At 65.9% G+C, this 20047-nt stretch carries 16 protein-coding genes; 5 read left to right on the top strand and 11 right to left on the bottom strand.

The features are described 5' to 3' along the window. Window positions 1-51 precede the first annotated feature (51 nt). Window positions 52-714 (top strand): phosphoribosyltransferase, encoded by a 663-nt coding sequence (locus ACH488_RS04260; RefSeq protein ID WP_397322465.1) that lies wholly within the window; start codon window positions 52-54, stop codon window positions 712-714. Between the two features lie 60 nt (window positions 715-774). Here ACH488_RS04260 and ACH488_RS04255 read toward each other — a convergent pair whose 3' ends face one another. After that, window positions 775-2109 carry an MFS transporter gene (locus ACH488_RS04255; RefSeq protein WP_397322464.1) on the bottom strand — a complete coding sequence of 445 codons (1335 nt, stop codon included), beginning with the start codon at window positions 2107-2109 and terminating at the stop codon, window positions 775-777. Between the two features lie 129 nt (window positions 2110-2238). Between ACH488_RS04255 and ACH488_RS04250 the strand changes: the two genes are divergently transcribed. Continuing rightward, window positions 2239-2976: an IclR family transcriptional regulator gene (locus tag ACH488_RS04250; RefSeq protein ID WP_397322463.1), complete on the top strand. Its 738-nt coding sequence runs from the start codon at window positions 2239-2241 to the stop codon at window positions 2974-2976. A 123-nt stretch (window positions 2977-3099) separates the two neighbouring features. Continuing rightward, window positions 3100-3894 carry a MoaF C-terminal domain-containing protein gene (locus tag ACH488_RS04245; RefSeq protein ID WP_397322462.1) on the top strand — a complete coding sequence of 265 codons (795 nt, stop codon included), beginning with the start codon at window positions 3100-3102 and terminating at the stop codon, window positions 3892-3894. A gap of 117 nt (window positions 3895-4011) precedes the next feature. On the opposite strand, the gene ACH488_RS04240 is transcribed toward ACH488_RS04245, so the two are convergent. After that, complete coding sequence (locus ACH488_RS04240; RefSeq protein WP_397322460.1) at window positions 4012-5487, bottom strand: APC family permease; 1476 nt, start codon at window positions 5485-5487, stop codon at window positions 4012-4014. Window positions 5488-5720: 233 nt separating this feature from the next. On the opposite strand from ACH488_RS04240, the gene ACH488_RS04235 reads away from it, so the two are divergent. Next, window positions 5721-6680 (top strand): helix-turn-helix domain-containing protein, encoded by a 960-nt coding sequence (locus ACH488_RS04235; RefSeq protein ID WP_397322459.1) that lies wholly within the window; start codon window positions 5721-5723, stop codon window positions 6678-6680. A 40-nt stretch (window positions 6681-6720) separates the two neighbouring features. Here ACH488_RS04235 and ACH488_RS04230 read toward each other — a convergent pair whose 3' ends face one another. From ACH488_RS04230 to ACH488_RS04205, 6 genes are read right to left on the bottom strand one after another with little or no spacing between them, the layout of a single operon-like run. After that, window positions 6721-8331 carry a sulfatase gene (locus tag ACH488_RS04230; RefSeq protein ID WP_397322458.1) on the bottom strand — a complete coding sequence of 537 codons (1611 nt, stop codon included), beginning with the start codon at window positions 8329-8331 and terminating at the stop codon, window positions 6721-6723. Then, window positions 8328-9209 carry an ABC transporter ATP-binding protein gene (locus ACH488_RS04225; RefSeq protein WP_397322457.1) on the bottom strand — a complete coding sequence of 294 codons (882 nt, stop codon included), beginning with the start codon at window positions 9207-9209 and terminating at the stop codon, window positions 8328-8330. Before ACH488_RS04225 ends, ACH488_RS04230 begins: the two co-directional genes overlap by 4 nt. Next, window positions 9206-9985 carry an ABC transporter permease gene (locus tag ACH488_RS04220; RefSeq protein WP_397322456.1) on the bottom strand — a complete coding sequence of 260 codons (780 nt, stop codon included), beginning with the start codon at window positions 9983-9985 and terminating at the stop codon, window positions 9206-9208. Before ACH488_RS04220 ends, ACH488_RS04225 begins: the two co-directional genes overlap by 4 nt. Next, window positions 9985-10758, bottom strand: coding sequence for an ABC transporter permease (locus ACH488_RS04215; protein ID WP_397322455.1), 774 nt, complete (start codon window positions 10756-10758; stop codon window positions 9985-9987). The genes ACH488_RS04220 and ACH488_RS04215 overlap by 1 nt, the downstream gene beginning before the upstream one ends. 27 nt (window positions 10759-10785) lie before the next feature. Then, window positions 10786-11778: an ABC transporter substrate-binding protein gene (locus tag ACH488_RS04210; RefSeq protein WP_397322454.1), complete on the bottom strand. Its 993-nt coding sequence runs from the start codon at window positions 11776-11778 to the stop codon at window positions 10786-10788. Window positions 11779-11794: 16 nt separating this feature from the next. Next, window positions 11795-13522: an amidohydrolase gene (locus ACH488_RS04205; protein WP_397322453.1), complete on the bottom strand. Its 1728-nt coding sequence runs from the start codon at window positions 13520-13522 to the stop codon at window positions 11795-11797. Between the two features lie 227 nt (window positions 13523-13749). On the opposite strand from ACH488_RS04205, the gene ACH488_RS04200 reads away from it, so the two are divergent. Next, window positions 13750-14361, top strand: coding sequence for a TetR/AcrR family transcriptional regulator (locus tag ACH488_RS04200; protein WP_397322452.1), 612 nt, complete (start codon window positions 13750-13752; stop codon window positions 14359-14361). Window position 14362: 1 nt separating this feature from the next. On the opposite strand, the gene ACH488_RS04195 is transcribed toward ACH488_RS04200, so the two are convergent. From ACH488_RS04195 to ACH488_RS04185, 3 genes are all read right to left on the bottom strand, one after another. Next, on the bottom strand, window positions 14363-15712 hold the full coding sequence (locus ACH488_RS04195; RefSeq protein WP_397322527.1) for an MFS transporter: 1350 nt from the start codon (window positions 15710-15712) through the stop codon (window positions 14363-14365). A gap of 87 nt (window positions 15713-15799) precedes the next feature. Then, complete coding sequence (locus ACH488_RS04190) at window positions 15800-18835, bottom strand: AAA family ATPase (protein WP_397322451.1); 3036 nt, start codon at window positions 18833-18835, stop codon at window positions 15800-15802. Beyond that, on the bottom strand, window positions 18832-20007 hold the full coding sequence (locus tag ACH488_RS04185) for an exonuclease SbcCD subunit D (protein WP_397322450.1): 1176 nt from the start codon (window positions 20005-20007) through the stop codon (window positions 18832-18834). Before ACH488_RS04185 ends, ACH488_RS04190 begins: the two co-directional genes overlap by 4 nt. Window positions 20008-20047: the final 40 nt, after the last annotated feature.

The raw sequence follows: 20047 nt of genomic DNA, 5'->3' as shown, positions 1-20047 counted from the left end.
GGATGAACTGTAGGCTTGAACCAGCGCCGGACAAGATGGGAATGGGAGCAAATGGGCATGCGTTTCAGGGACCGGGCTGAGGCCGGGCAACGCCTGGCCCAGGGACTCCCCCAGTTCAGGGAACGGCCGGACACCGTGGTGCTGGGCCTTGCCCGCGGCGGCGTACCCATCGCAGCGGCCGCGGCAGCCGAACTGTATCTTCCTTTTGGCGCCGTCCTGGTGCGGAAGCTCGGCATCCCCGGCCGGGATGAGACGGCCTTTGGAGCCCTCGCCTGGCGCCAGGGGGACGTTGTCCGGATCGTCAACAGGCAACTGAAGTCGCTGCTCCTGGCCCGGGGCATGGCCGAGTCCTCCCTCGATGCAGTGGAGGCCGCCGAACGCGCTGAGCTCAGTCGTCGTGCCGCAGGGTATCCGGGCATCAACCATCATCTGCGCGGCAAGAGCGTCATCCTGGTGGACGACGGCCTGGCCACGGGAGCCACTATGCGGGCCGCCGTCGAGTCCGTCCGCGCGGCAGGTGCCTCCACCGTCGTCGCCGCAGTCCCCGTGGCGTCGCTCGAAGCATCAACGTCGCTGTCCTGGGTGTGCGACGCCGTGTTCAGCCTGCACATCCCGGGCAAGTTTCACGCCGTGGGCGCTTTTTATCGGCATTTCGAGCAATTGACGGACGAGGATGTCATGGAACTGCTGAAGAGCGCGGAAGGGCATTCCTAGCAACGCAGGAAGGGGGCGCAGCCGGTGTGTCGGCTGCGCCCCTTCTTTTGCTGGTTTTGGCTAGTGGTGTGTGCTGAAGCCGAGCGGACGGCCCTTGGTTTCCTTGGCCAGGATCACTCCTACGGCGGAGATGACGCAGAGGGCCATGATGTAGATGCCCACCGAACCGGACCACTTGGTCTGGTCAAGCAGCGCCTGCGCAATGGTCGGGGCGAACGCACCGCCGAGGATCGCGCCGAGGGCATAGCCGATGGAGATGCCGGAGTAGCGGACCTGCGGCGGGAACATCTCGGCGTACATGGCGGACATGGGCCCGTAGGACAGTCCAAGGCCGATGGTCAGGACGAAGAGGGCCAAGCCGTACAGCACGATGTCCTTGCTGTCGATGAGCGCGAACAGCGGAATCATCCAGGCAAACACCAAGGCATAGCCCAGGAGGAACGTCTTCACCCGGCCGATCTTGTCCGAAAGCCAACCGCCCACCATGGTGAAGATGAGCCAACCGAAGGAGGCGATGGTGGTGGCAAGGAGGATCTGCGGCGTGGGCATCTTCAAGGCCTTGGTGGCGTAAGAGATGAAGAACGCGATCAGCAGGTAGCCTGCGGCGTTGTTGGCGATGAAGATCAGGGCCGCGAGGACTACTTCCTTGGTGTTGTGGCGGAAGAGCTCACCGAGGGGAGCCTTGCTTTCGGCCTTGCGCTGGGCAATCTCCTTGAACACCGGGCTTTCGCCGACCGCACGGCGGATGAGGTACCCCACCACGATCAGCACTACGGAGAGCAGGAACGGAACGCGCCAGCCCCAAGCAGCGAAGTCTTCCTTGGACATGCCGGACTGCAGGAAGAACAGCAGGCCGGTAGCGAGGATCATGCCGATCGGTACGCCAATCTGCGGGTAGGCTCCGAACAGCCCGCGCTTGGTGATCGGTGCGTGCTCCACGGCCATGAGGGCCGCGCCGCCCCATTCACCACCGGCGGAGAATCCCTGGACGACGCGCAGGAAAATCAGGAGCACGGGAGCCCACAAGCCGATGGTTTCGTACGTAGGCAGCAAGCCGATGAGGGCCGTCGCGGCACCCATCATCACCAACGTCATGACCAGGACGGCCTTGCGTCCCACCCTGTCACCCAAGTGACCGGCAATGGTTGCCCCGAGGGGGCGGAACAGGAAACTGATCCCGATGGTGGCGAAGGAGAGGATCTGCGCGACTCCGGGGTTGGACTTCTCCAGCGGCGTCAGGAACAGCGGCGACAGCAGGGTGGCCGTGAGCTGGGCAAAGATGAAGAAGTCGTACCACTCAATGGTGGTGCCTACCAGGGTCCCGGCCAGGACGCGGCGCTCTTCGCGCTTACTGCTGGGACCTGACAGGGAGTCGACAGAGGAAGTTGCGGTCATTGGAACTCCAGTGGGTGTAAGTGGCTCGTCGGCGTGCGGCTTGCATTAACCGACAGAACGGTCAGTTAGGAAACTGTACTACACACTGTGACCGGAAGCACAGAGCTTCCGGGACATAGGATTGGTGGCATGAGTTCCCGCAGCGACGTCAAAGGACCGACGGAAGCACCAAGCCAGGCCCCGCCGTCGCAAACCCTCTCCCGGGGAATCCGCGCACTGGAGATCCTGGCGGCCGCCGACCGACCACTGACCATTGCCGAACTCGCCGAAGCTCTGGGCGTGCACCGCTCCATCGCGTACCGCATCCTGCGCACGCTGGAGGACCACTCGCTCGTGTTCCGTGATGACTCCGGCCGGGTCCAGCCCGGGGCCGGACTGGCCGTCCTGGCCCGCGGCGTCTCGCGCAACCTGCAGGCCGCAGCCCTCCCCGAGCTCACGCAACTGGCCAACACGCTGCACATGACAGCCTTCGTTGCCGTGTGGGACCACCAGGAATGCGTCACCCTGGTCACGGTGGAACCCCGCCAATCCGGCGCAGCACTCGCCCAACACCCCGGAACCCGCCACCCGATCAGCACCGGAGCGCCGGGCATCGCCATCCAGTCGACCATGACCGAGGAACGCTGGCAGCAGGTAGGACCAGGCGTGCCGTACCGGGCTGAAGCACACGAAGCCAGGCGCGTCGGCTACGCCACCAGCCACGACGAAGTCATTGCCGGGTTGTCTTCCCTGGCCGCCCCCATCCACGTTCCCGGCGGACGGCCGGCCGCGATCGCCGTCGTCTATATCCGCCTGGACCAGGACGCGGACCAGGTGGGCAAGGCACTGGCGGCAAGCGCTGCGCGGATCGAAAGCCAGCTCGCCTGAAGTCATTCCCTCCAGGCCAAGGAGTGTGCCCCAGCACACAAGACCGCGGCCCAAAGGATTTCGAATACTCGTAGGAGGACAGGACCGTTTGGCCTGCCTCCGCAGAGTTTCGGAAGGAACCCCATGAGCGTGAATCTCCTTGACACGTCCAACTGGCTGCCCCTGGACGGCCTGGCCCCCGGCTTCGATGCCAATAAAGCCCCAACCGTCCAGGATCTGGCCGGCCGCCACCTCACCGTCAATGGCGACGGCGGCCCCATGACCTTCAGTTTCGACGACGAAGAAGTGAACTGGGCGGCCGCGGGACAAGCCGGCACTGCGCAGTACGAAGCGTTCCTGGTGGCCGAGGATCTCTATTACGCCCAATGGCACAGCACGGTGGAGCCAGGACTGGCAGTATCCCTCATCCTTGACCTGGCCAACGGACGCGCACTGTATATCGGTGCGCTGTTGGGACAGGCCACTCCCGGTACCACCGCAGTGCAGCACGATTTCCGGGCCGGCGTCCTTGAGGGGTACGCGACAAGCGGCGAACCGATCCAGGAAAGCACCGGCCTGATCGGCCGCCGCGTGGAATGGGTCTACAGCCCGGTCCACGCGTACGAACACGTCTACCTCAGCCCCACCTGGTACTCCTGGCAGTGCCTGGCGGGTCCCGAACGCGGACTGGCGGACACCGATTCCAACACCGTCTTCCACATCAGGCCAGGCATCTACGTCTTCACGTGGCGCGAGAAGGTGATTCCGTGCGGATCGGTAACCATCGCCGACCACCGCGACATCAACGCCATCCGCTCCCATGGGAGCCTCTTCGGCTGGGACGAATCCGGGGTGGAACCCGTCCACTTCACGTTCGGCGCCCATGGCCGGCTGATCAGCGTCAGCCACCACAGCCCCGGACTGGACCCCGCACACTAAAAGCAGAACGCACTCTAAAAGCAGAACGCGTCCCGGCAGGATCTGCCGGGACGCCTTTTTGCTGCGTTGTTTCAGCTTTCCGAGCTGCGTTATTTCAGCTTTCCGAGCTGCGTTATTTTAGCTTTCCGAACCGTGGCCGATCCGGGCGTAGAGCGCCGGCCGCGAGCGCCGCAGCCGCAAGCCCCAGATAATGCCAACCACTCCCGGGAGCAGCACCACCAGCGGCAGGACAAAGGTGGCAGCGGTGGACTCAGTTTGTCCCAGGAGGACGTTGAAGTTGGCCAGGATCAGTACGAAAACAACCGCCAGCAGGATGAAGCCGAGGGCCGGTGCCACCACGCGGACCCACAGGCTGGCGCCGTGTGATTCCTTGCGGAAAAAACCGATCACGGCGAGGGAAACGACCGTCATGAGCAGCACCAGCCCCATCGCTCCGCTGTTGGTCAGCCAGGTGAACATGGTGAGCACGGGGTACAGTTCCGCGAGTTCGGAACCGCTCCCGGCGATGGCGAAGGCAACGGTCACGACGACGGCGATCAGCGTCTGCGCCAGCGAACCGGCAAAGGGTGCCCCGCTGCCGGGACGGACCGCGGCGAGTGCTGCGGGAATGACCTGCTCGCGGCCCAGGGAGAAGAAGTAGCGGGCGACGGCGTTGTGGAAGCTCACCAAGGCGGCGAAAAGGCTCGTGACGAAGAGGACCTGCGCGATGTCGCTGAGGAGGACGCCGCCGTTGGTTCCCAGGAAGGAGAAGATCATGTCCGGGCCGCTGGTGGTGGCGGCCTCGACGACGGCGGACGGTCCCGCTCCCACGGTCATGGCCCACGCGGACACAGCGTAGAAGAGAGCGATGATGGCGACGGCGGCAAAGGTGGCCCGGGCAACGGTGCGCTTGGGGTCCTTGGATTCCTCGCCGTAGATGGCTGCCGATTCGAAGCCCATGAACGCCGCAATGCCAAAGGAAAGCACCGCTCCGATGCCCGGAACGAACAGGCTTTCCGGGCTGAAGGTCGCCGCGGTGACGCCTTCGGGGGCCACGGCCAGGCTCATGATGTCGTAGACAATGACCACCAGGAATTCCAGGGCCACCAGAATGCCCAGGACCTTGGCGGAAAGGTCCACGCGGTTGACACCCAGCCAGCCGACGATCGCGATGCAGACCAGCACGGGAATCCACCAGGGAACAGTAACGCCAAGGCGTGCGGAGAGCAGCGAGGACACCGTGAAGCCGAAGAGTCCGTAGATGCCCACCTGCATCAGGTTGTAGGCCATCAGCGCAACAAGCGAGGCCCCGACCCCGGCGGGCCGGGAGATGCCTTGGGCAATGTAGGCGTAGAAGGCCCCGGCATTGGTGACGTAGCGGCTCATGGCGGCGTACCCCACGGCGAAGAGGGCCAGGATCCCGCCGAGGATGAGGAAGGACAACGGCACGCCGGTAACGCCCGTCACCGCGAACGTGGTGGTCACGCCACCGGCCAGGACGGTGAGCGGCGCCGACGCCGCGATGATCATGAACGTCACGGCCGGAACGCCCAGACGCCTCTTGGTGGTGACGGACCCGGCGGTCCGGCCTTTCACGGGATTGTCCACGCTCATAAGTGTGCTCCTGCCTCGATACCGCGGGAGATGGCGCGGTAGGTGTGGGTCATTCCGCAATCTTCCACCGGACAGGCTGCGCGTGACTTGTCTCACACGGCAAGGTGGTTGTCTGTCCACGCACGCCGCTGTGCCGCAGGGCCGCGGTGTAGAATCGTGGGCAAGCTCACGTCCGGTCTGCGGCATCCCTTGCCGGTACCCAGCGGCACGGCGGGCCATTGAAAGGGAGCTTGATGACCGTCGCGGCTGATACCGGGCCAGCTACCGTGCAAACCATCGTCGCGGATTCGTTCCAGGAATGGAGCCGGGCCATTTCCGCCTCCTTCGTGCCCTTGCTGGCCAAGGGACCGCGCGGGGCCGCCTTCCACGGAACCATGCGTGCCAGGGTCCTCGGCCAAATCTCCGTGGTGGAAGTCACCGCCGGGCCCCACACCGTCCTGCGGACCCCCGAGCTGATCGCCGGTTCCACGGGACGCTACTTCAAGCTCAGCATCCAACTCTCCGGTACCGGCCGCTTGGTCCAGGATGAGCGCGAGGCGGTGCTCAACCCGGGCGACCTTTCCATCTACGACACCTCCCGTCCTTACCAGTTGACGTTCGACGACGACTTCCGCACTTTGGTGCTGATGTTCCCGCACGTCCTGCTGGACTTGCCGGCCGAAGCCATGGGCCATGTGACAGCCTTGCGGATCCCCGGCGATGAAGGCCTGGGCGAACTGATCAGCCCCTTCCTGGTCCGGCTCGCGGACAACCTGGAGGCGCTGTCCGGGACCAATGGACTGCGCCTGGTCCACAACGCCCTCGACTTGGTGACCACCCTTTTCAATGGCGAGTTGGACCAGCTGATTGAAACGGGCCGCGATCCGCACCTGCTCCTCCTCGGCAGGATCCACGACTACATCGAAGCCAACCTCGGCGATCCGGGCCTCTCCCCCGGAACCATCGCCGCGGCCCACTACATCTCCACGCGGCACCTGCATGACCTGTTCCAGGAAATCGGGACCACCGTTGCTGCCTCAATCCGGCAGCGCCGCCTGGAACGCTGCCGGAGGGACCTGCTGGACCCGGTGCTGGCAGACCGGGCCGTGACCACCATCGCAGCCCGGTGGGGGTTCACCGATGCGGCCCACTTCAGCCGGATCTTCCGCGCGGCCTTTGGGAACTCCCCCACCGGCTACCGCAGCAGCCACTGAGGTTCCGTTGCCGCCGTCGAACCTTTCCGGCGGTTTACCTCTAGGCAGCTGCGGTAGGCGCCGTCCCTTCATCGGCCAGTGCCGCCATCTCCTCCATCATGGTTTTCACCAGGCAGGCCTCCAGCTCCGCGGCGGAAGGATCACCGGCGACGTTCACCAGCTCTCCAGGATCAGAGCGGTGATCATAGAGTTCCACGAGGTCCGTGCCAAAGTAGCGCGTAAGGCGGCCCTGTTCGGTGATCACTGTCCGCATCCGCACAGGGCCGGGCAATCCGTCCAGGCCGAACGGCTGTTCTTCCTCCACCAGCAATGCGTCCCGGTGCCGGTGGACGCTGCCGCTCAGCAACGGCGCCAACGAACGGCCCTGGATTCCCCGAAAGCCCGTTGACCCCGTGAGTTCGAGCAGGGTGGGCGCCAGGTCCGCGCTGGAAACCAGGGCGTCCGAGCGGCCGGTGGCAGCTCCTGGAACGTGCACCACCAGCGGAACATTGGTCACCGCGCGGTAGTGGACAAAGTGCTTCAGCATTAGCCCGTGGTCGCCGAACAAGTCGCCGTGGTCGCTCGTGAAGACGATGATGGTGTCCTCGGCCAGGCCCTGCCGTTCGAGTTCGTCCAGGATCCGGCCAATGTGCTCGTCCATCAGGGTGATCAGGCCGTACTGGGCGGCCGCGGCATGCCTGTACTGCTCGGCAGTGGCGGCCCAGGTCATGGTGGGATCGGGGTTCGGCGTGCCCCGGTGCTCGATCATGGTCCGGATGTGGCCCGGTGAGCGTGTGTGGTCCTGATCGAAGCCCAACGGCAACGGCATATCCACGGGATGGTACAGGTCCGAGTACCCCTCCGGCGGGGAGAAGGGGTGGTGCGGGTCCGGAAAGGAAACGAACATGAAGAAGGGCTGGTCCTGGCCCGCCGCGTCCTTGAGGTGCTCAATGGCCTTCTCGCTGACGTAGCTCGTGGGATGGGCGTCGGCGGGAATGGCCGTTTGGTACACCTGGTCCCAGCCGGTAAAGGTGCTGGCGGACCGTTCGGGACCGCCCAATGCCTCCGGGTCCACGCCGCGTTCCCGCGCCCAATGCACATAGTGCCCGCCGGGACGGTCCCCATGGCCGATCACCAGGTCAACGTGCTGGTAGCCGTAGTAGTCCGCGGGCAGGGGGATGAAACGCCCATCATGGGCTTCCCGGTTTTCCCACTGGTCCCAGCCCGGCGCCAGGCTGCGGGCGCGGGCGTCGCCCACCGCCTTGTCCAGGAGCAATGGATCCGTCCGGCGGATTTCCTCGGCCTGGTGCGGTTCAAACTCCCATCCCATGTTCTGGTGGTGGAGTTTGCCGACGCCGATGGTCCGGTATCCCCCGGAGGCCAGCGATCCCGGCACGGTTTGCGTCAGGGGGTCCAGGGTGATGCCGTTGCAGCGCGTTCCGTGGGCCGATGGCCAGCGCCCGGTCATGAGGCTGGCCCGGTTGGGCATGCACGTAGGGTTGGCCACCGTCGCATTCGTGAACACCATGCTCCTGGCCGCGAGCGCATCGAGGTTGGGCGTGCGGACCGTGCTGTTCCCGCCGAAGCCCAGGTGGTCCGCCCTCAGCTGGTCCGCGATGAAGAACAGCACATTGGGCCGGCGCCGCGTTCCCTCCTGGGTGGCGGCCCTCATGCGGGCCTCTTGATCATGGACAGCACCTCGGTGCGTTGCCGGGCGAAGGCCGGCAGCGAACGCGTGCTGATCTGGTCGCGCGGAGCCGGGAGGTCGACGTCGACGATCCGGTGCACCCGCGCCGGGCGGGACCCGAGGACCACTACCCGGTCGGCGAGGTACACGGCCTCGTCGATGTCGTGGGTGACAACCAGGATGGTCATGTTGAAATCCCGGCGGATGGTCAGGCACAGGTCTTCAAGGTCGAACCGGGTTTGTGCGTCCACCGAGGCGAACGGTTCATCCATGATGAGGATCTCCGGGCGGTAGGCCAGTGCCCTGGCAATGGCCACGCGCTGCTGCATGCCTCCGGACAATTGCCACGGGTACTGGTTGTGGGCGTGGGAAAGCCCGACGGCGGCCAGCGCACTGTCGCAGCGCTCCTTCAGTTCCGCTGCGGGCAGCTTGAGGTGCTTCAACGGCAGCACGAGGTTCTTGCGGACGGTCAACCAGGGCATGAGCGAACGGTTGTAGTCCTGGAACACCAAGGCCATTTCCGGTGGCGGCCCGCTGATGGTCCGTCCATCGATGGCGGCCCGGCCGCTGCTGGCGGGGTGCAGGCCGGCCAAGCACTTGAGCAGCGTCGTTTTCCCGACGCCCGAGGGACCGACGATGCAGACGATCTCGCCGGCATCCACCGTGAAGGTGAGGTCTTCGATGACCGTGCGGGCCTTCTCGCCGCTGCCGTAGGTCTTGGCGAGGTGGGAAACGTCCAGCCGTGGCACAGCGGAGGCTTTGTGCTGCTGGCTTGCTTCTGGTTGCCGGGTGGCTTCTGGTTGCTGCTGCATGGCTGACTTTCTGATCTGGAGGGGAAGCGTTGGTGACTGCCGGTTGCTCATGCGGCACGCGCCATGGCCCGGGAACCGATGTACCAGGACAGGACCTTGCGCTTGACGAGCGCAAAGACCACGTTGACCACGAACCCGATGACGCCCAGGAGCAGGATTCCGGCCCACATATCGGCGGTCATGAAGCTTTGCTGGGCCAACAGCGTCATGGCCCCGATGCCTTGGGAGCTGCCCAGCATTTCGCTGGCGATCATGACGATGAACGCCACTTGCAGGCTCACCTGGAGTCCGGAGAAGATCTGCGGTGCGGCTGCGGGCAGGAGGACGTTGACCAGCCTCTCCTTGCGGGTTAGCCGGTACACTCGGGCCACATCCTTCAGGTCGCTCCCCACCCCCCGGATGCCGTCCACGGTGGCGATCATGGTGGGGAACATTGCGGCCAACGCGATGCTGGTGACGCGCATCTGGGTACCGAAGCCGATCAGCGAAATGAAGATCGGTACCAGGGCGACGGGCGGAATGCCCCGCAGGAAGTGGATCAGGGGATCCATCATCCAGCGCACTTGCGGGACCAGCGCCGTGGCAAAACCCAAGGCAACCCCGCCCGCGGCCGCAATCACGAAGCCGACGAACAGGTTGCCCAGGCTCAGCAGGACGTCCGACTGGAAGTGGTCAAAGAGCCACAGCTGTTGGAACCGCACCAGGATGTCCTGCAGTGGCGGGAAGAAGGGGTCGATGGAGCCGGCGGACAGGAACCACCATGCCAGCAGCAGGAGCACCGGAGTGCCCGCTCCGATCAACCAGTTTCGAACGGTCAGGGATTTCATCAGGGCACCACTTCCCGGTAGGACTCATGCCAGTGCAGGACCCGGCGTTCCGCCAGCCTGGTGGCACCTTGGAACAACAGGCCGAGGATGCCCAGGACGATCACCAGCGCGTACAGCGTGGCGTAGTCCCCGCCGGCCTGGGCCTGGTAGATGCTCTGGCCCAGGCCCGGGCCACCGCCAAGCAGCCCTGCCACCACCGTGACCACCAGGGCTGCAGGAGCCGCTACGCGCATGGCCGTTCCGATATAGGGCAAGGCGCTGGGCAGGACCACGCGGAAGAGGATTTCGGCTCCGGACATTCCGTAGCTGCGGGCGGTATCGCGGGCCACGGGATCGGTGCCCTGCACCCCATCGACGGTCTGCATGACGATCGGCAGGAAGCAGCCGAACACCACCAGGAACAGGGACATCTGGGCCGTGGGCCCCAGGACCAGCACAGCCAGCGGCAGGACGACGATCGGCGGCACGGGTTTGAGGAATTCGAGGACCGCCAGGGTGGCGTAGCGGATGGTCTCGAAGCTGCCCACGAGCAGTCCGAGGATGACGCCGGCGACGGCTGAGACAGCAAGGGCGAAGAGTGCTATCCCCACCGTTGACCCGAGGGCGGACCAGAAGGTTCCCGTGCCGAGTATCCCTGCCAGCATTCCGAAGACCGTAGTGGCCGGCGGCAAAGCGTTGCCGGCCACCTTGGCCGTTGCCAGGACTTGCCACACAACCAGGGCTGCCGCAATTCCGGCCGCGCTGTAGGCCAGTGGCCGCATTGACGTTTTCATGGTGATTCTCCCGTTGCCACGCCGGGCCTACTTTCCAAAGATGAGGTCGCCCGGCAGCTTCACCGGGGCGCTGAGGAAGCCGAGGTCGGCAAGGTTGGTGTTGGCACGCTCGATGTCCTCGATGCGGACCTCCTCCGGCCAGTAGTTGACGGCTCCGGACTTCACCACGTCCAAGGGAGTCTTGGTGATCTCCGCGCTGAGCTGCTGGGCTTCGTCCGTGTGGCCGTTGGCGTAGGCGTTGGCCTTGTAGATGGCGGTCTTGAAGCCTTCCAGGGCCTTCTGCTTGCCCTTGACGGTGTTCGCGCCGGAAACCCAGAGCCCGATTGCCCCTTCCTCGAAGAACTTGACACCGGGTGAGGCCAGGAGGCGGTTGCCCTCGGAGACGGCCTTGGAGGTAAACGGCGCGACGAGGGAGGCTGCGTCAACCCGGCCGGAGTTCAAGGACTGGAGCGCGGAGGAGGGATCAAGGACCATCCAGTTCACTTTGGCGGGGTCGCCGCCGTCGTCCTTGATGAGCTTGCTGACCGTAACTTCAAGCTGGGCCTTGCGCGCCGGTACGCTGACGTTCTTGCCTTCCAGGTCCTTGGGCCGGGAAATGCCGGAGGCCTTCTGGACCAGGAGGCCGGTGTCATCCACGCGGTTCAGCTCGGCGCCTTCGCTGGCTCCGTCCTTGTAGCCATCGGCGGCAGCCACCACCTTGAGCGGCACATTCTGGCTCAGGGCGTTGAGCATCGGGATGGAAGGCGTGTAGGTGAGGTCCAGCTGGCCGCTTTGGGCTGCCGCAATGCCGGCGGGCGGGTTGGCAATGACAGAGAGCTCCACGTTGAGCCCCTGTTCCTTGAAATAGCCCTTGTCGATGGCGAGCTTGATCCCGGCGTCGGAACCAATGCCGATGGTCCCTACCTTGAGGGTGGCGGTGCCATTGGCCGCAGCGGTTGCCGATGGACCGGACGAGGTGCCACAGGCAGCCAGGGACATGGAGAGCAGGGCGGCCAAAGCCAACGGAAGAGTGCGTTTCATGGGGATGCTCCTTGGGTTACGAACGGTTGGAAGAACTGGAGAATTGCTCAGAAGCGGTATCTGGGGTGGTGGACTGGTGGACGATGCGTCCGCCCGCCACAGTGAGCCTGGTCCGGGCGTGGAGGAGCGCTTCGATCTCCTCGTCGTCCGGCCAGGGACGGGACAAGAGGCAAAGGTCTGCTGCCATTCCCTGCAACAGCGAGCCTTTGAAATGTTCTGCGTGGTCCTGCCACGCCGCTTTGCCGGTCATGGAGGCAAGGGCCTGCAGTCCGGTGATCCGTTCGGGGTCGGCAGGATCGCCGGGGGTGGAAGCCGTTCCCCTTCGAACGGCGGCCACGATGGTGCGCCGCCAGTCGGGGCTGGTCACGGGCGCATCCGAGGCCAGGTTGAACTGCACGCCGGCATGGAGCGCAGAGCGGAGGGGTTGGTGGCGGGTAAAGCGTTCCTCACCCAGGACGGTGCGCATGATGTCCCCCGCCTCGGACCGGATCAGCGGGTTGGTGCTGTAGCCGATACCGTTGTCCGCCATGGTGGAGAGGGTGCCGAAGTCGCTGAAGGACCCATGGATGACGTAGTGCCTGGCATCCCCGGCACGGTTGCCCGCGGCGAGGATGGCTTCCACTGCGGCGCCGGTAGCGGCGTCGCCCGTGGCATGGATGCCGGCTTGCAGGCCTGCCGTGTCGATCAGGCGCAGGATCCGGTGCAGTTCGGCTACCCTCTCGGAGTCGGTGCCGCCCTGGATCACCAGGCGTCCGTGCGTGCAGGCCTTTCCGTAGGGTTCGGTCATCCAGGCCGTACCGCTGCGCGGAATACCGTCGGCGAAGACTTTCACGCCGGCTATCCGCAACTGGCGGGGGTCGATTCCCCTGGCAGAATAGGCATCGGCCAGGCCGCTGCCCAGGCCTTCTTCCACCGCTTGGGCGGTAGCACCGCCCGTCCCCGCGAACAGCATCAGGACGTTGATCCGCAGGGTGAGCAGCCCCGCCGCGGCGAGGTCGCCCAATAAGCCCAGGGCCGCCGTCGAGCCTGCCCCGTCCATGAGTCCGGCACTGGCGGGACCGAGTCCGGGATCGGTGAGGGACGTGATGCCCAACGAGTGCAAGTGTTCCTGGAAGCGCAGCAATGCGGGCCGCAGGGTTTCCTCCGGCACCGGCGGCAGGGCACGGGAGATGAGTTCCATGGCCCCGTCCTGGAACAACCCGGTGGGGCTGCCGTCCGACGCCCGGACCACCACACCGCCGTCCACGTCCGCGGTGGCCGCACTGACTCCCGCCAGCCGGAGCGTTTCCCTGTTCGCCAGCAGTTGGTGGCCGGTTTGGTCGAACGCCACCACCGGCGTCCCGGGCCGCGCGTCGAGCAACTGGCCGTTCGCCGCACCCAGGACCACCTCGTCCCAACCGTGGGCGCGGATCCAGCCGTCCGCACCCACGGGTGCGGACTCGATGACCTTGACGACGGCGGACCAGTCGGGTGCCGCCGTGGCGTCCAGGCGGACGTAACCGTAGGAGGCCATGGCCGCGGAGACGAAGTGGAGGTGTGCATCGTTGATGCCGGGAATCACTGCTCCGCCGGCAGCATCAACTGTCACCGTGCCGGGCCCGGTCATGGCATCGACGTCTTCGCGTCCCAGCGCGGCAACCAAGCCGTCCTTGACGGCAATCGCGTCCGAAATTCGTTCGGGGTCGCTCGGGTCCATGGTGTGGACCTCCGCATTGACGATCACCAGATCGGCGAATTCTTGCATCGGGTCTCCTCAGGTTTCTGCAGCCACTAAATGTGATGCAGGCAACGTTCCTGAAAGAAGTATGTCGCTTGACTAGGTCATTTGACTAGGTTCTCGGCTAAAATTTCTTTTGGAGGTCATTTCACCCTCCCCGGCGGCGCCGAAAGCGGGCCCGGGCGCACACCGCCTAGGATCGATGGGACCGGCTGTTGGCGTGGCCGGTCAGAACATGAGGAGAGGGGCCGAGCATGGCCAGGGTTCCCGCCGAGGAACGGCGATTGCAGTTCGTGGAGGCAGCTGCACGGGTCATAGCCCAGGACGGGCTGGCCTCAGCGACCACGCGGCGGATTGCCAGTGAGGCAGATGCCCCACTGGCAGCGCTCCACTATTGCTTCCGCAACAAGGACGAACTCCTCGAAGAGGTCTACAACTTCCTGAGCAGGGACTACGCCAAAGCCCTGGAGCCCGTGGCAGACCCCGGCCTGGGCCTGCGCCCCATGATCGCCGCCCATGCCCGGCGCATCTGGAGCCGCATGCTGGAAAACCCGCACGAGCAGGTGACCACCTTCGAGCTGCTCCTCAGGCGCTACCGCGTGGAGGCTGTGGACCAGCCCCAGGCCCTGCTCATGAACCGCTCAATGTACGACGGCTGGGTCAACTCCACCCTGGACCTGTTCCGCAACGCGGCCCAGGCCTCCGGCGAGCCGCTCCCCCACAACCTGGAAGACATCACCCGGTTGTTTATCTCCGGCATCGACGGCATCAGCATGCAGCACCTGGCGGACCCCGATGAGGACCGTTCCCTGCGGCTGGTGGAACTCATGGCGCGTTCATTGGCAGCCGGGCTCGACTACAGCTGAGTCAGGCTGCGCTCTTGCGGCGCAGGACCAGCCACGTCACCAGCCCCAGCACAAGCAACCCCAGTGCCGCGGCCATGGACACCAGGAAGGCTCCCCCGGGTCCCTGGTCCTGGGCCAACTGCCCACCCAGGTAGGCGCCCAGGGCTGTTCCGGCCACGATGCCGCTCGCAAGGGCCGTCATCACCGTGGCCATGCGGCCGTGCGGTGCAACCAGTCCACCAATGCTGAAGACGGTCACCATCACCGGCCCCACCGGAATGCCGAGCACCAGGAGCACCACAACCATCGACCACATTCCCGCGGGCAGGAGCAGCAGGAGTGACAACGCAGACATTGCCAACGCGGCAGCCACCCACCGCGCGGGGAGTCCAAAACGCTGCGGCCAAAAGGCCACGGACAACGCAGCCACGGCGGAACTGAGACCCATCACGGCATACAGGAGGCCGGCGACCTCCGCCGTGGCGAACTCTGCCCCGAAGGCACTCAAACCGTTCTGGGTTGCCCCAAAGAACGTGCCCATGCACACCATGGCCAGCACCGGAACCGCCACCACGGCCAGTGCCCGGCGGCTTTGGTGCTGTGGTTCCGAGCTTACGACGCCGGAACGTGGCTTCCGTGGGTGCGGGACCACCGCGTGGTGGCTGGGGTGGACGGCAAACGCCGGGACCAGGGTGATGGTCATGATTGCCGCGAGCGCGAGCGGCAGCCACGGAGCCACCAGGCTCGCGAGGAGACCCACGAGAGCAGGCCCCAGGACGAAGGTTATTTCGTCGGCGGTTCCCTCATAGGACAGGGCAGTATCCAGATCGGCGCGGTTGGCAGCGACGCTTCGGTGTCCGGCAACCGGCGTGGCGAGGTTGCGCGTAGTGAGGGCCATCCACCGTACACGTGCCATGGGACCCACTTGGGGACAGCTCGCACCGGCAAGGAAAGCCGTCACCAGCACAGCCACGGCATCCATGGGTGAGGAATAGGCGGGCGTAAGGTAGGCGGCGCCCAGGAGTCCTGCGACCGCCAGGGTGTTGATCACGGCGGCAACAAGCAACACTGTTCGCTGGCCTGCGCGGTCAGCGAGGGAACCCAGCACGGGGGCTCCGATGGCGGAACCGATGCCCACCGCTCCCGCAGCCATGCCGCCGATGGCATAGGAGTGGCTCACCGACGTGACGAGGGTCAGGGTACCTACCGTCAGCATCGCCAGAGGCAGCCTCGCAAAGAGACCCAGCGGCAGGAAGCCGGGACCTGCGAGCTCGGGAAGCCGGGCGAAACGGCCGGGCAAGCGGGAAGGCCGCGGTGTGGGCGTGGTGTGTGGGACGCGCCTCGGCTGGGAGGCCAAAGAAGATTTTTCCATCATTCCGGGTTCGCTAAAGTTTGCGCATCGTCCCTCCTCCCGATGCGCGCGACCCGGTGTAACGAATCAAGTCTATCGGATACTGCCTCAGACGGGCATGGCCTCGACGATCTTCACACTGGAGCCGTGCCGGCCTTTGACGACGTGGAGTTGGCTGGTGATCCGTTGCTTCATGTCCGCGACGTGGCTGACCAGGCCCACCACCCTGCCGCCGTCGCGCAGTCCTTCCAGCGCATCCATGACCTGTTCCAGCGCCTGCTCATCCAGGCTTCCGAAACCCTCGTCAACGAAGAGCGTCTCGATGTCCACTCCCCCGGCTTCCTGCTGCACCACATCGGCCAGACCCAGTGCCAGGGACAAGGAGGCCATGAAGGATTCGCCCCCGGACAACGTGGATGTATCGCGTCGTTGGCCGGTCCACTCGTCAACCACTTCCAGGCCCAGGCCGGACTTTTGATTGCGGGCAGCCCTGGCATCGGTGTGGTGGAGGGTGTACCGGCCATCGCTCATGGTCACCAGGCGCTCCGATGCCGCAACGGCCACCTGCTCCAGCCGCGCGGCCAGCACATAGCTGTTCAGGCTCATGCGGTAGGTATTCTCCCCGGCACCACGCAGCGTGTCCGCCAGGCCCGACAGGAGGCGGGCCCGTTCGCGGGGCTCCTGTCCGGTGACGGTCAGTTGCTGGTACTCGTCCCTGATCCGTCCGAGTGTCTGCACAGCCTTCCCCGCAAGGCTGGCTGACAAGGCGAACTCCTTGGCGGCGGTGGCCGCTTGCGCGGCGTCCGCGGCGGCACCGGCGAGCTCCGCCTCTGCAAGGGGCAGTTCGCCAATACTCGCCTCCTTGCCTGCCAGGACGAGGTCTTCGGCCGCGAACAACTCCTCCAGGCGGGCGGTTTCATTCTCGAAATCGGAGAGCGCCGTTTCCAGGGAAAGGACGTCGGATGGCGTGAGAAGTTCCCGCCGGGCATCCTCCGCTGAGTCGAACCCGGCCTCGGGCAAGGCCTTGTCCAGTGCGGCGAGGGCGTCTGCGCTGGCGCGCTGCGCCTGTTCCAGTTCCTGCCCGGCGGCCACCGCCGACTGCAGGAGGCGCCGTTCTTCCGTGAGGGCTTCCAGCCGGGTCCGCAGGCTCGGAAAGCCTTGCTGGAGGCCCGCCAGCTCGGTCTGGATGGCGGTGTGCTGTTCCTGGAGGAGCTCAGCAAGCGAGGCAGCCTGCTCGGCGGCTGCAACTGAGGAACTATGTTCTTCGCGGTGCGCGTCCGCCCGGCGGTGCAACTGCTCCAGCTGGTCCTTCAGGGACTCCAGCTGCCGGGCAGCCTCCCGCGTGGCTGCTGCGTCTGCCTTGGCAGACTCAGCGAGGGACGCTGCTTCGGCGGCGTCCACGGCTCCGCCCCGGGCGGCCAAGGCGGCAAGCTCCTGCTCGGAGGAAGACAACTCGGCGGCCAGCCGGGCAAGGACCTTCTCGCTGGCCTCGAAGCGTTTGCGGGCCTCGTCCTCGTCCTGGGCGAGGGACAGGGCTGACTGCGCGGCCGAGGCAGGATGAGGGTGTTCCGCGCTGCCGCACACTGCACAGGCTTCCCCGTCCACCAAGGCTGCAGCGAGCTCGCCCGCTGCGTTGGCCAGCCGGGCCTCACGGAGGTCCAGCCATCCTTGGCGGAGATCCTGCGATGCCGTCCGTGCTTGGGCGTGCCGCCCTTCGGCGGCATCACGTTCCGCTGCTGCCCGGGCATAGCGGTCCACCACCTCCACCACTTCCAGGGCAGCAGCGGCCGCCCGTTCTGCGTCGCCGGCCTTCGCGGCCAAGGGCTCCAGCCGGGCAATGTCCGCAAGAACCGCGGACTCCTGGACCGCCAGGGCCTTCAGCGCTTCCTGGGCTCGTTCGGCCGCGGCGTGGGACGTGGTCCGTTCGGCACGCTTGGCCGCCAGCCTTCCGGCGATGTCCTCCATGCGCTGTTCATCGGACACCCGCGCCTCCACCAAGGCAATGGTGGTCTTGGTCGATTCGAGTGCGACCTCGGGGACAGCATCGCCGAAGCCCGCTTCCTGGAGCAGCCCGTGGATTTCGCCAGACCTGGCGCTGGCCGCCAGGCAGGCGCGCGCGGCGTTGTCCGCGGCGTCGAGCTGACCCTTGAGGACTGCAGCCCGGCGATGCCTGCCGAGCCGCTCCTTGTCTTCCAACGCCCTGGGTGCTGCCAGCTCAAGTAAGACGCGCCGTTGCATGGCCGCGGCCAGCCTTCCGTGGCGCCGGGCCTTGTCCTGGTCCTCGTGGAGCTTCTCCGACAACCGGGCCGCTTGGGCCTCGGCTGCCCCGGCTTGGAGCTCGCGGCGGTCCCGTTCTGCGGCGGCTTTCGCGGCGAGGGCCGCGAGCCATGCCTCGGGAGATGTGTCCGCCAGGGAATCCGCCGGCGGTGCTGCTGCTCCGGTTCCTTCCGGATCCTCCTGCTCCAAGCCAAGCGCTTCGCGTTCGGCGTTAGCCCTGCCGAGCAACAGCTTCAAGTCCGCCGTATTGTCCTCGACGGCCCGGGCAGCCTCGGCAGCCATACGGGCAAGCTGCTTTTCGACGGCTTCGAAGCGCTCCGTGCCAAAAAGCTTCTGCAGCAGGTCCAGGCGGTCCGAGGCCTTGGAACGGAGGAAAGCAGCGAAGTCCCCTTGGGGCAGCATCACCACCCGGGTGAACTGCTCCCTGTCCATGCCCAGGACGTCGGAAAGCTCGGCGCCCACTTCATCATTGCGTGAGGACTTTTCCTGCCACGCTCCGCCCGTGCGCTCCCGGAGGAGGGTCTTGGCCTGTTGCGTCGTGTAGCCGTTGCGGCCGCGCGCGCTGGGGCGGTCCCACGCGGGCGAACGGGTCACTTCGAACCGACGCCCACGTGCGGAGAACTCGCACACCACCCGTGGCTCCGCCGCCGGAGCGGCGTGATCGCTCCGGAGCCGTTTGCCCTCCTGGCGGGCGCCGGGCACCGAACCGTACAGGGCGAAGCAAATGGCGTCCAGGATGCTGGTCTTGCCCGCACCCGTGGCGCCGTTGAGCAGGAACAGTCCTTGGGCACCCAAGTGATCGAAATCGATGCTCTGGGGTTCGGCAAATGGTCCGAAGGCTTCAATCTCCAGGCGATGGATTCTCACAGTTCTGCCTCCTCCACACGCACGGCTTCAAGTGCTTCCCGCAAGGCCGCGTCCTCGATGGTTCCGGGACCGTGACCGCGGACGTGCTCCAGGAAACCGCAACAGACGCCAAGATCGTTCTCCGCAGCGGCCAAACGGCTGCTGTAGGTGGCCTGGGCAGTTGCCTTCACGCCCTGGGGATCGAAGGCCAGGACCAGCGTGTCCGGGAAGCGTGCACGGAGCTGCTCCATGGCCTGGACAGGACGCTGGGCATCGGTCAGGGTGATCTGGCAGAACGCCCCTTCCGCCCACTGGTGGTCCGGCGACTCGAGCAGTTCGGCCAGCGTTCCGCGAAGGACGGCCAGGGTGCGTGGCGCGTCCCAGACCACCTCCCGGACATCCACGAGGCCATCGGCATCCACGTCAACAAGCCAGGCGCCCTTCCGGTGCTTGGCCTCGGAAAACGAATAAGCCAGGGGCGAGCCGGAGTAGCGCACATGTGGCGCCAACTCCTGCCTCCCATGCAAATGGCCCAGCGCGGTGTACCCAAAATCCTCGAACAGGTCCAACGGCACGGCTCCGAGACCACCGATGCTGAGGTCCCGTTCACTGTCCGAGGTGATGCCCCCGCTGGCAAAGGTGTGCGCCAGAACCACAGGGAACACGGGGCCGGCCTTCCGGCGCCGCTCAACATCCTGGCGGATCCGGTCCGTTGCGGCCTTGGTGACGTCGACGTGGTTGGCATCCTCCACGCCGAGGCGCTCGGCCACCAGGCGGGGCTCAAGGTACGGGATGCCGTAAAGCGCGACTATCCCCTTCCCTTCCGGCCCGGGACCGCCTGGCAGCACCACTGGAGTGTCCAGGTCCTCGATGCGCGTCCTCAAATGCACCCCGCCGCGTTCCAGCAAGCGGGAAGCGAAGCCGAGCCTGATGGCGGAGTCATGGTTGCCGCTGGTCAGCACCACGCTGGCTCCCGCCCCCGTGATCCGGACCAAGGCCTCGTCCAGCAGGCTCACCACATCAAGCCCGGGCAACGCGCGATCGTAGACATCACCGGCGATCAGCACGACGTCAACTGACTCCGCCTCCACATAGGCCACCAGTTGGTCCACGAAGCTGCGCTGGGACTCGAGCATGCCGACGCCGTGGAAGGACCGCCCGAGGTGCCAGTCCGAGGTATGAAGTAACCGCATATTTTCAAGCTAACGGTGGGCACCGACAATAAAGCGAAGG

Origin of the sequence: Paenarthrobacter sp. NPDC018779 (assembly GCF_044391085.1) — a bacterium.
Classification (GTDB): Bacteria; Actinomycetota; Actinomycetes; order Actinomycetales; family Micrococcaceae; genus Arthrobacter.
This window is presented reverse-complemented; position numbering and strand designations above follow the sequence as displayed.

Coding starts and splice junctions, on each gene's coding strand:
- ACH488_RS04240 (WP_397322460.1), bottom strand. CDS start 5,487: ATGAGCGTGGACAATCCCGTGAAAGGCCGGACCGCCGGGTCCGTCACC.
- ACH488_RS04235 (WP_397322459.1), top strand. CDS start 5,721: ATGACCGTCGCGGCTGATACCGGGCCAGCTACCGTGCAAACCATCGTC.
- ACH488_RS04250 (WP_397322463.1), top strand. CDS start 2,239: ATGAGTTCCCGCAGCGACGTCAAAGGACCGACGGAAGCACCAAGCCAG.
- ACH488_RS04195 (WP_397322527.1), bottom strand. CDS start 15,712: ATGGAAAAATCTTCTTTGGCCTCCCAGCCGAGGCGCGTCCCACACACC.
- ACH488_RS04220 (WP_397322456.1), bottom strand. CDS start 9,985: ATGAAATCCCTGACCGTTCGAAACTGGTTGATCGGAGCGGGCACTCCG.
- ACH488_RS04230 (WP_397322458.1), bottom strand. CDS start 8,331: ATGAGGGCCGCCACCCAGGAGGGAACGCGGCGCCGGCCCAATGTGCTG.
- ACH488_RS04205 (WP_397322453.1), bottom strand. CDS start 13,522: ATGCAAGAATTCGCCGATCTGGTGATCGTCAATGCGGAGGTCCACACC.
- ACH488_RS04200 (WP_397322452.1), top strand. CDS start 13,750: ATGGCCAGGGTTCCCGCCGAGGAACGGCGATTGCAGTTCGTGGAGGCA.
- ACH488_RS04260 (WP_397322465.1), top strand. CDS start 52: ATGGGCATGCGTTTCAGGGACCGGGCTGAGGCCGGGCAACGCCTGGCC.
- ACH488_RS04225 (WP_397322457.1), bottom strand. CDS start 9,209: ATGAGCAACCGGCAGTCACCAACGCTTCCCCTCCAGATCAGAAAGTCA.
- ACH488_RS04245 (WP_397322462.1), top strand. CDS start 3,100: ATGAGCGTGAATCTCCTTGACACGTCCAACTGGCTGCCCCTGGACGGC.
- ACH488_RS04210 (WP_397322454.1), bottom strand. CDS start 11,778: ATGAAACGCACTCTTCCGTTGGCTTTGGCCGCCCTGCTCTCCATGTCC.
- ACH488_RS04215 (WP_397322455.1), bottom strand. CDS start 10,758: ATGAAAACGTCAATGCGGCCACTGGCCTACAGCGCGGCCGGAATTGCG.
- ACH488_RS04185 (WP_397322450.1), bottom strand. CDS start 20,007: ATGCGGTTACTTCATACCTCGGACTGGCACCTCGGGCGGTCCTTCCAC.
- ACH488_RS04255 (WP_397322464.1), bottom strand. CDS start 2,109: ATGACCGCAACTTCCTCTGTCGACTCCCTGTCAGGTCCCAGCAGTAAG.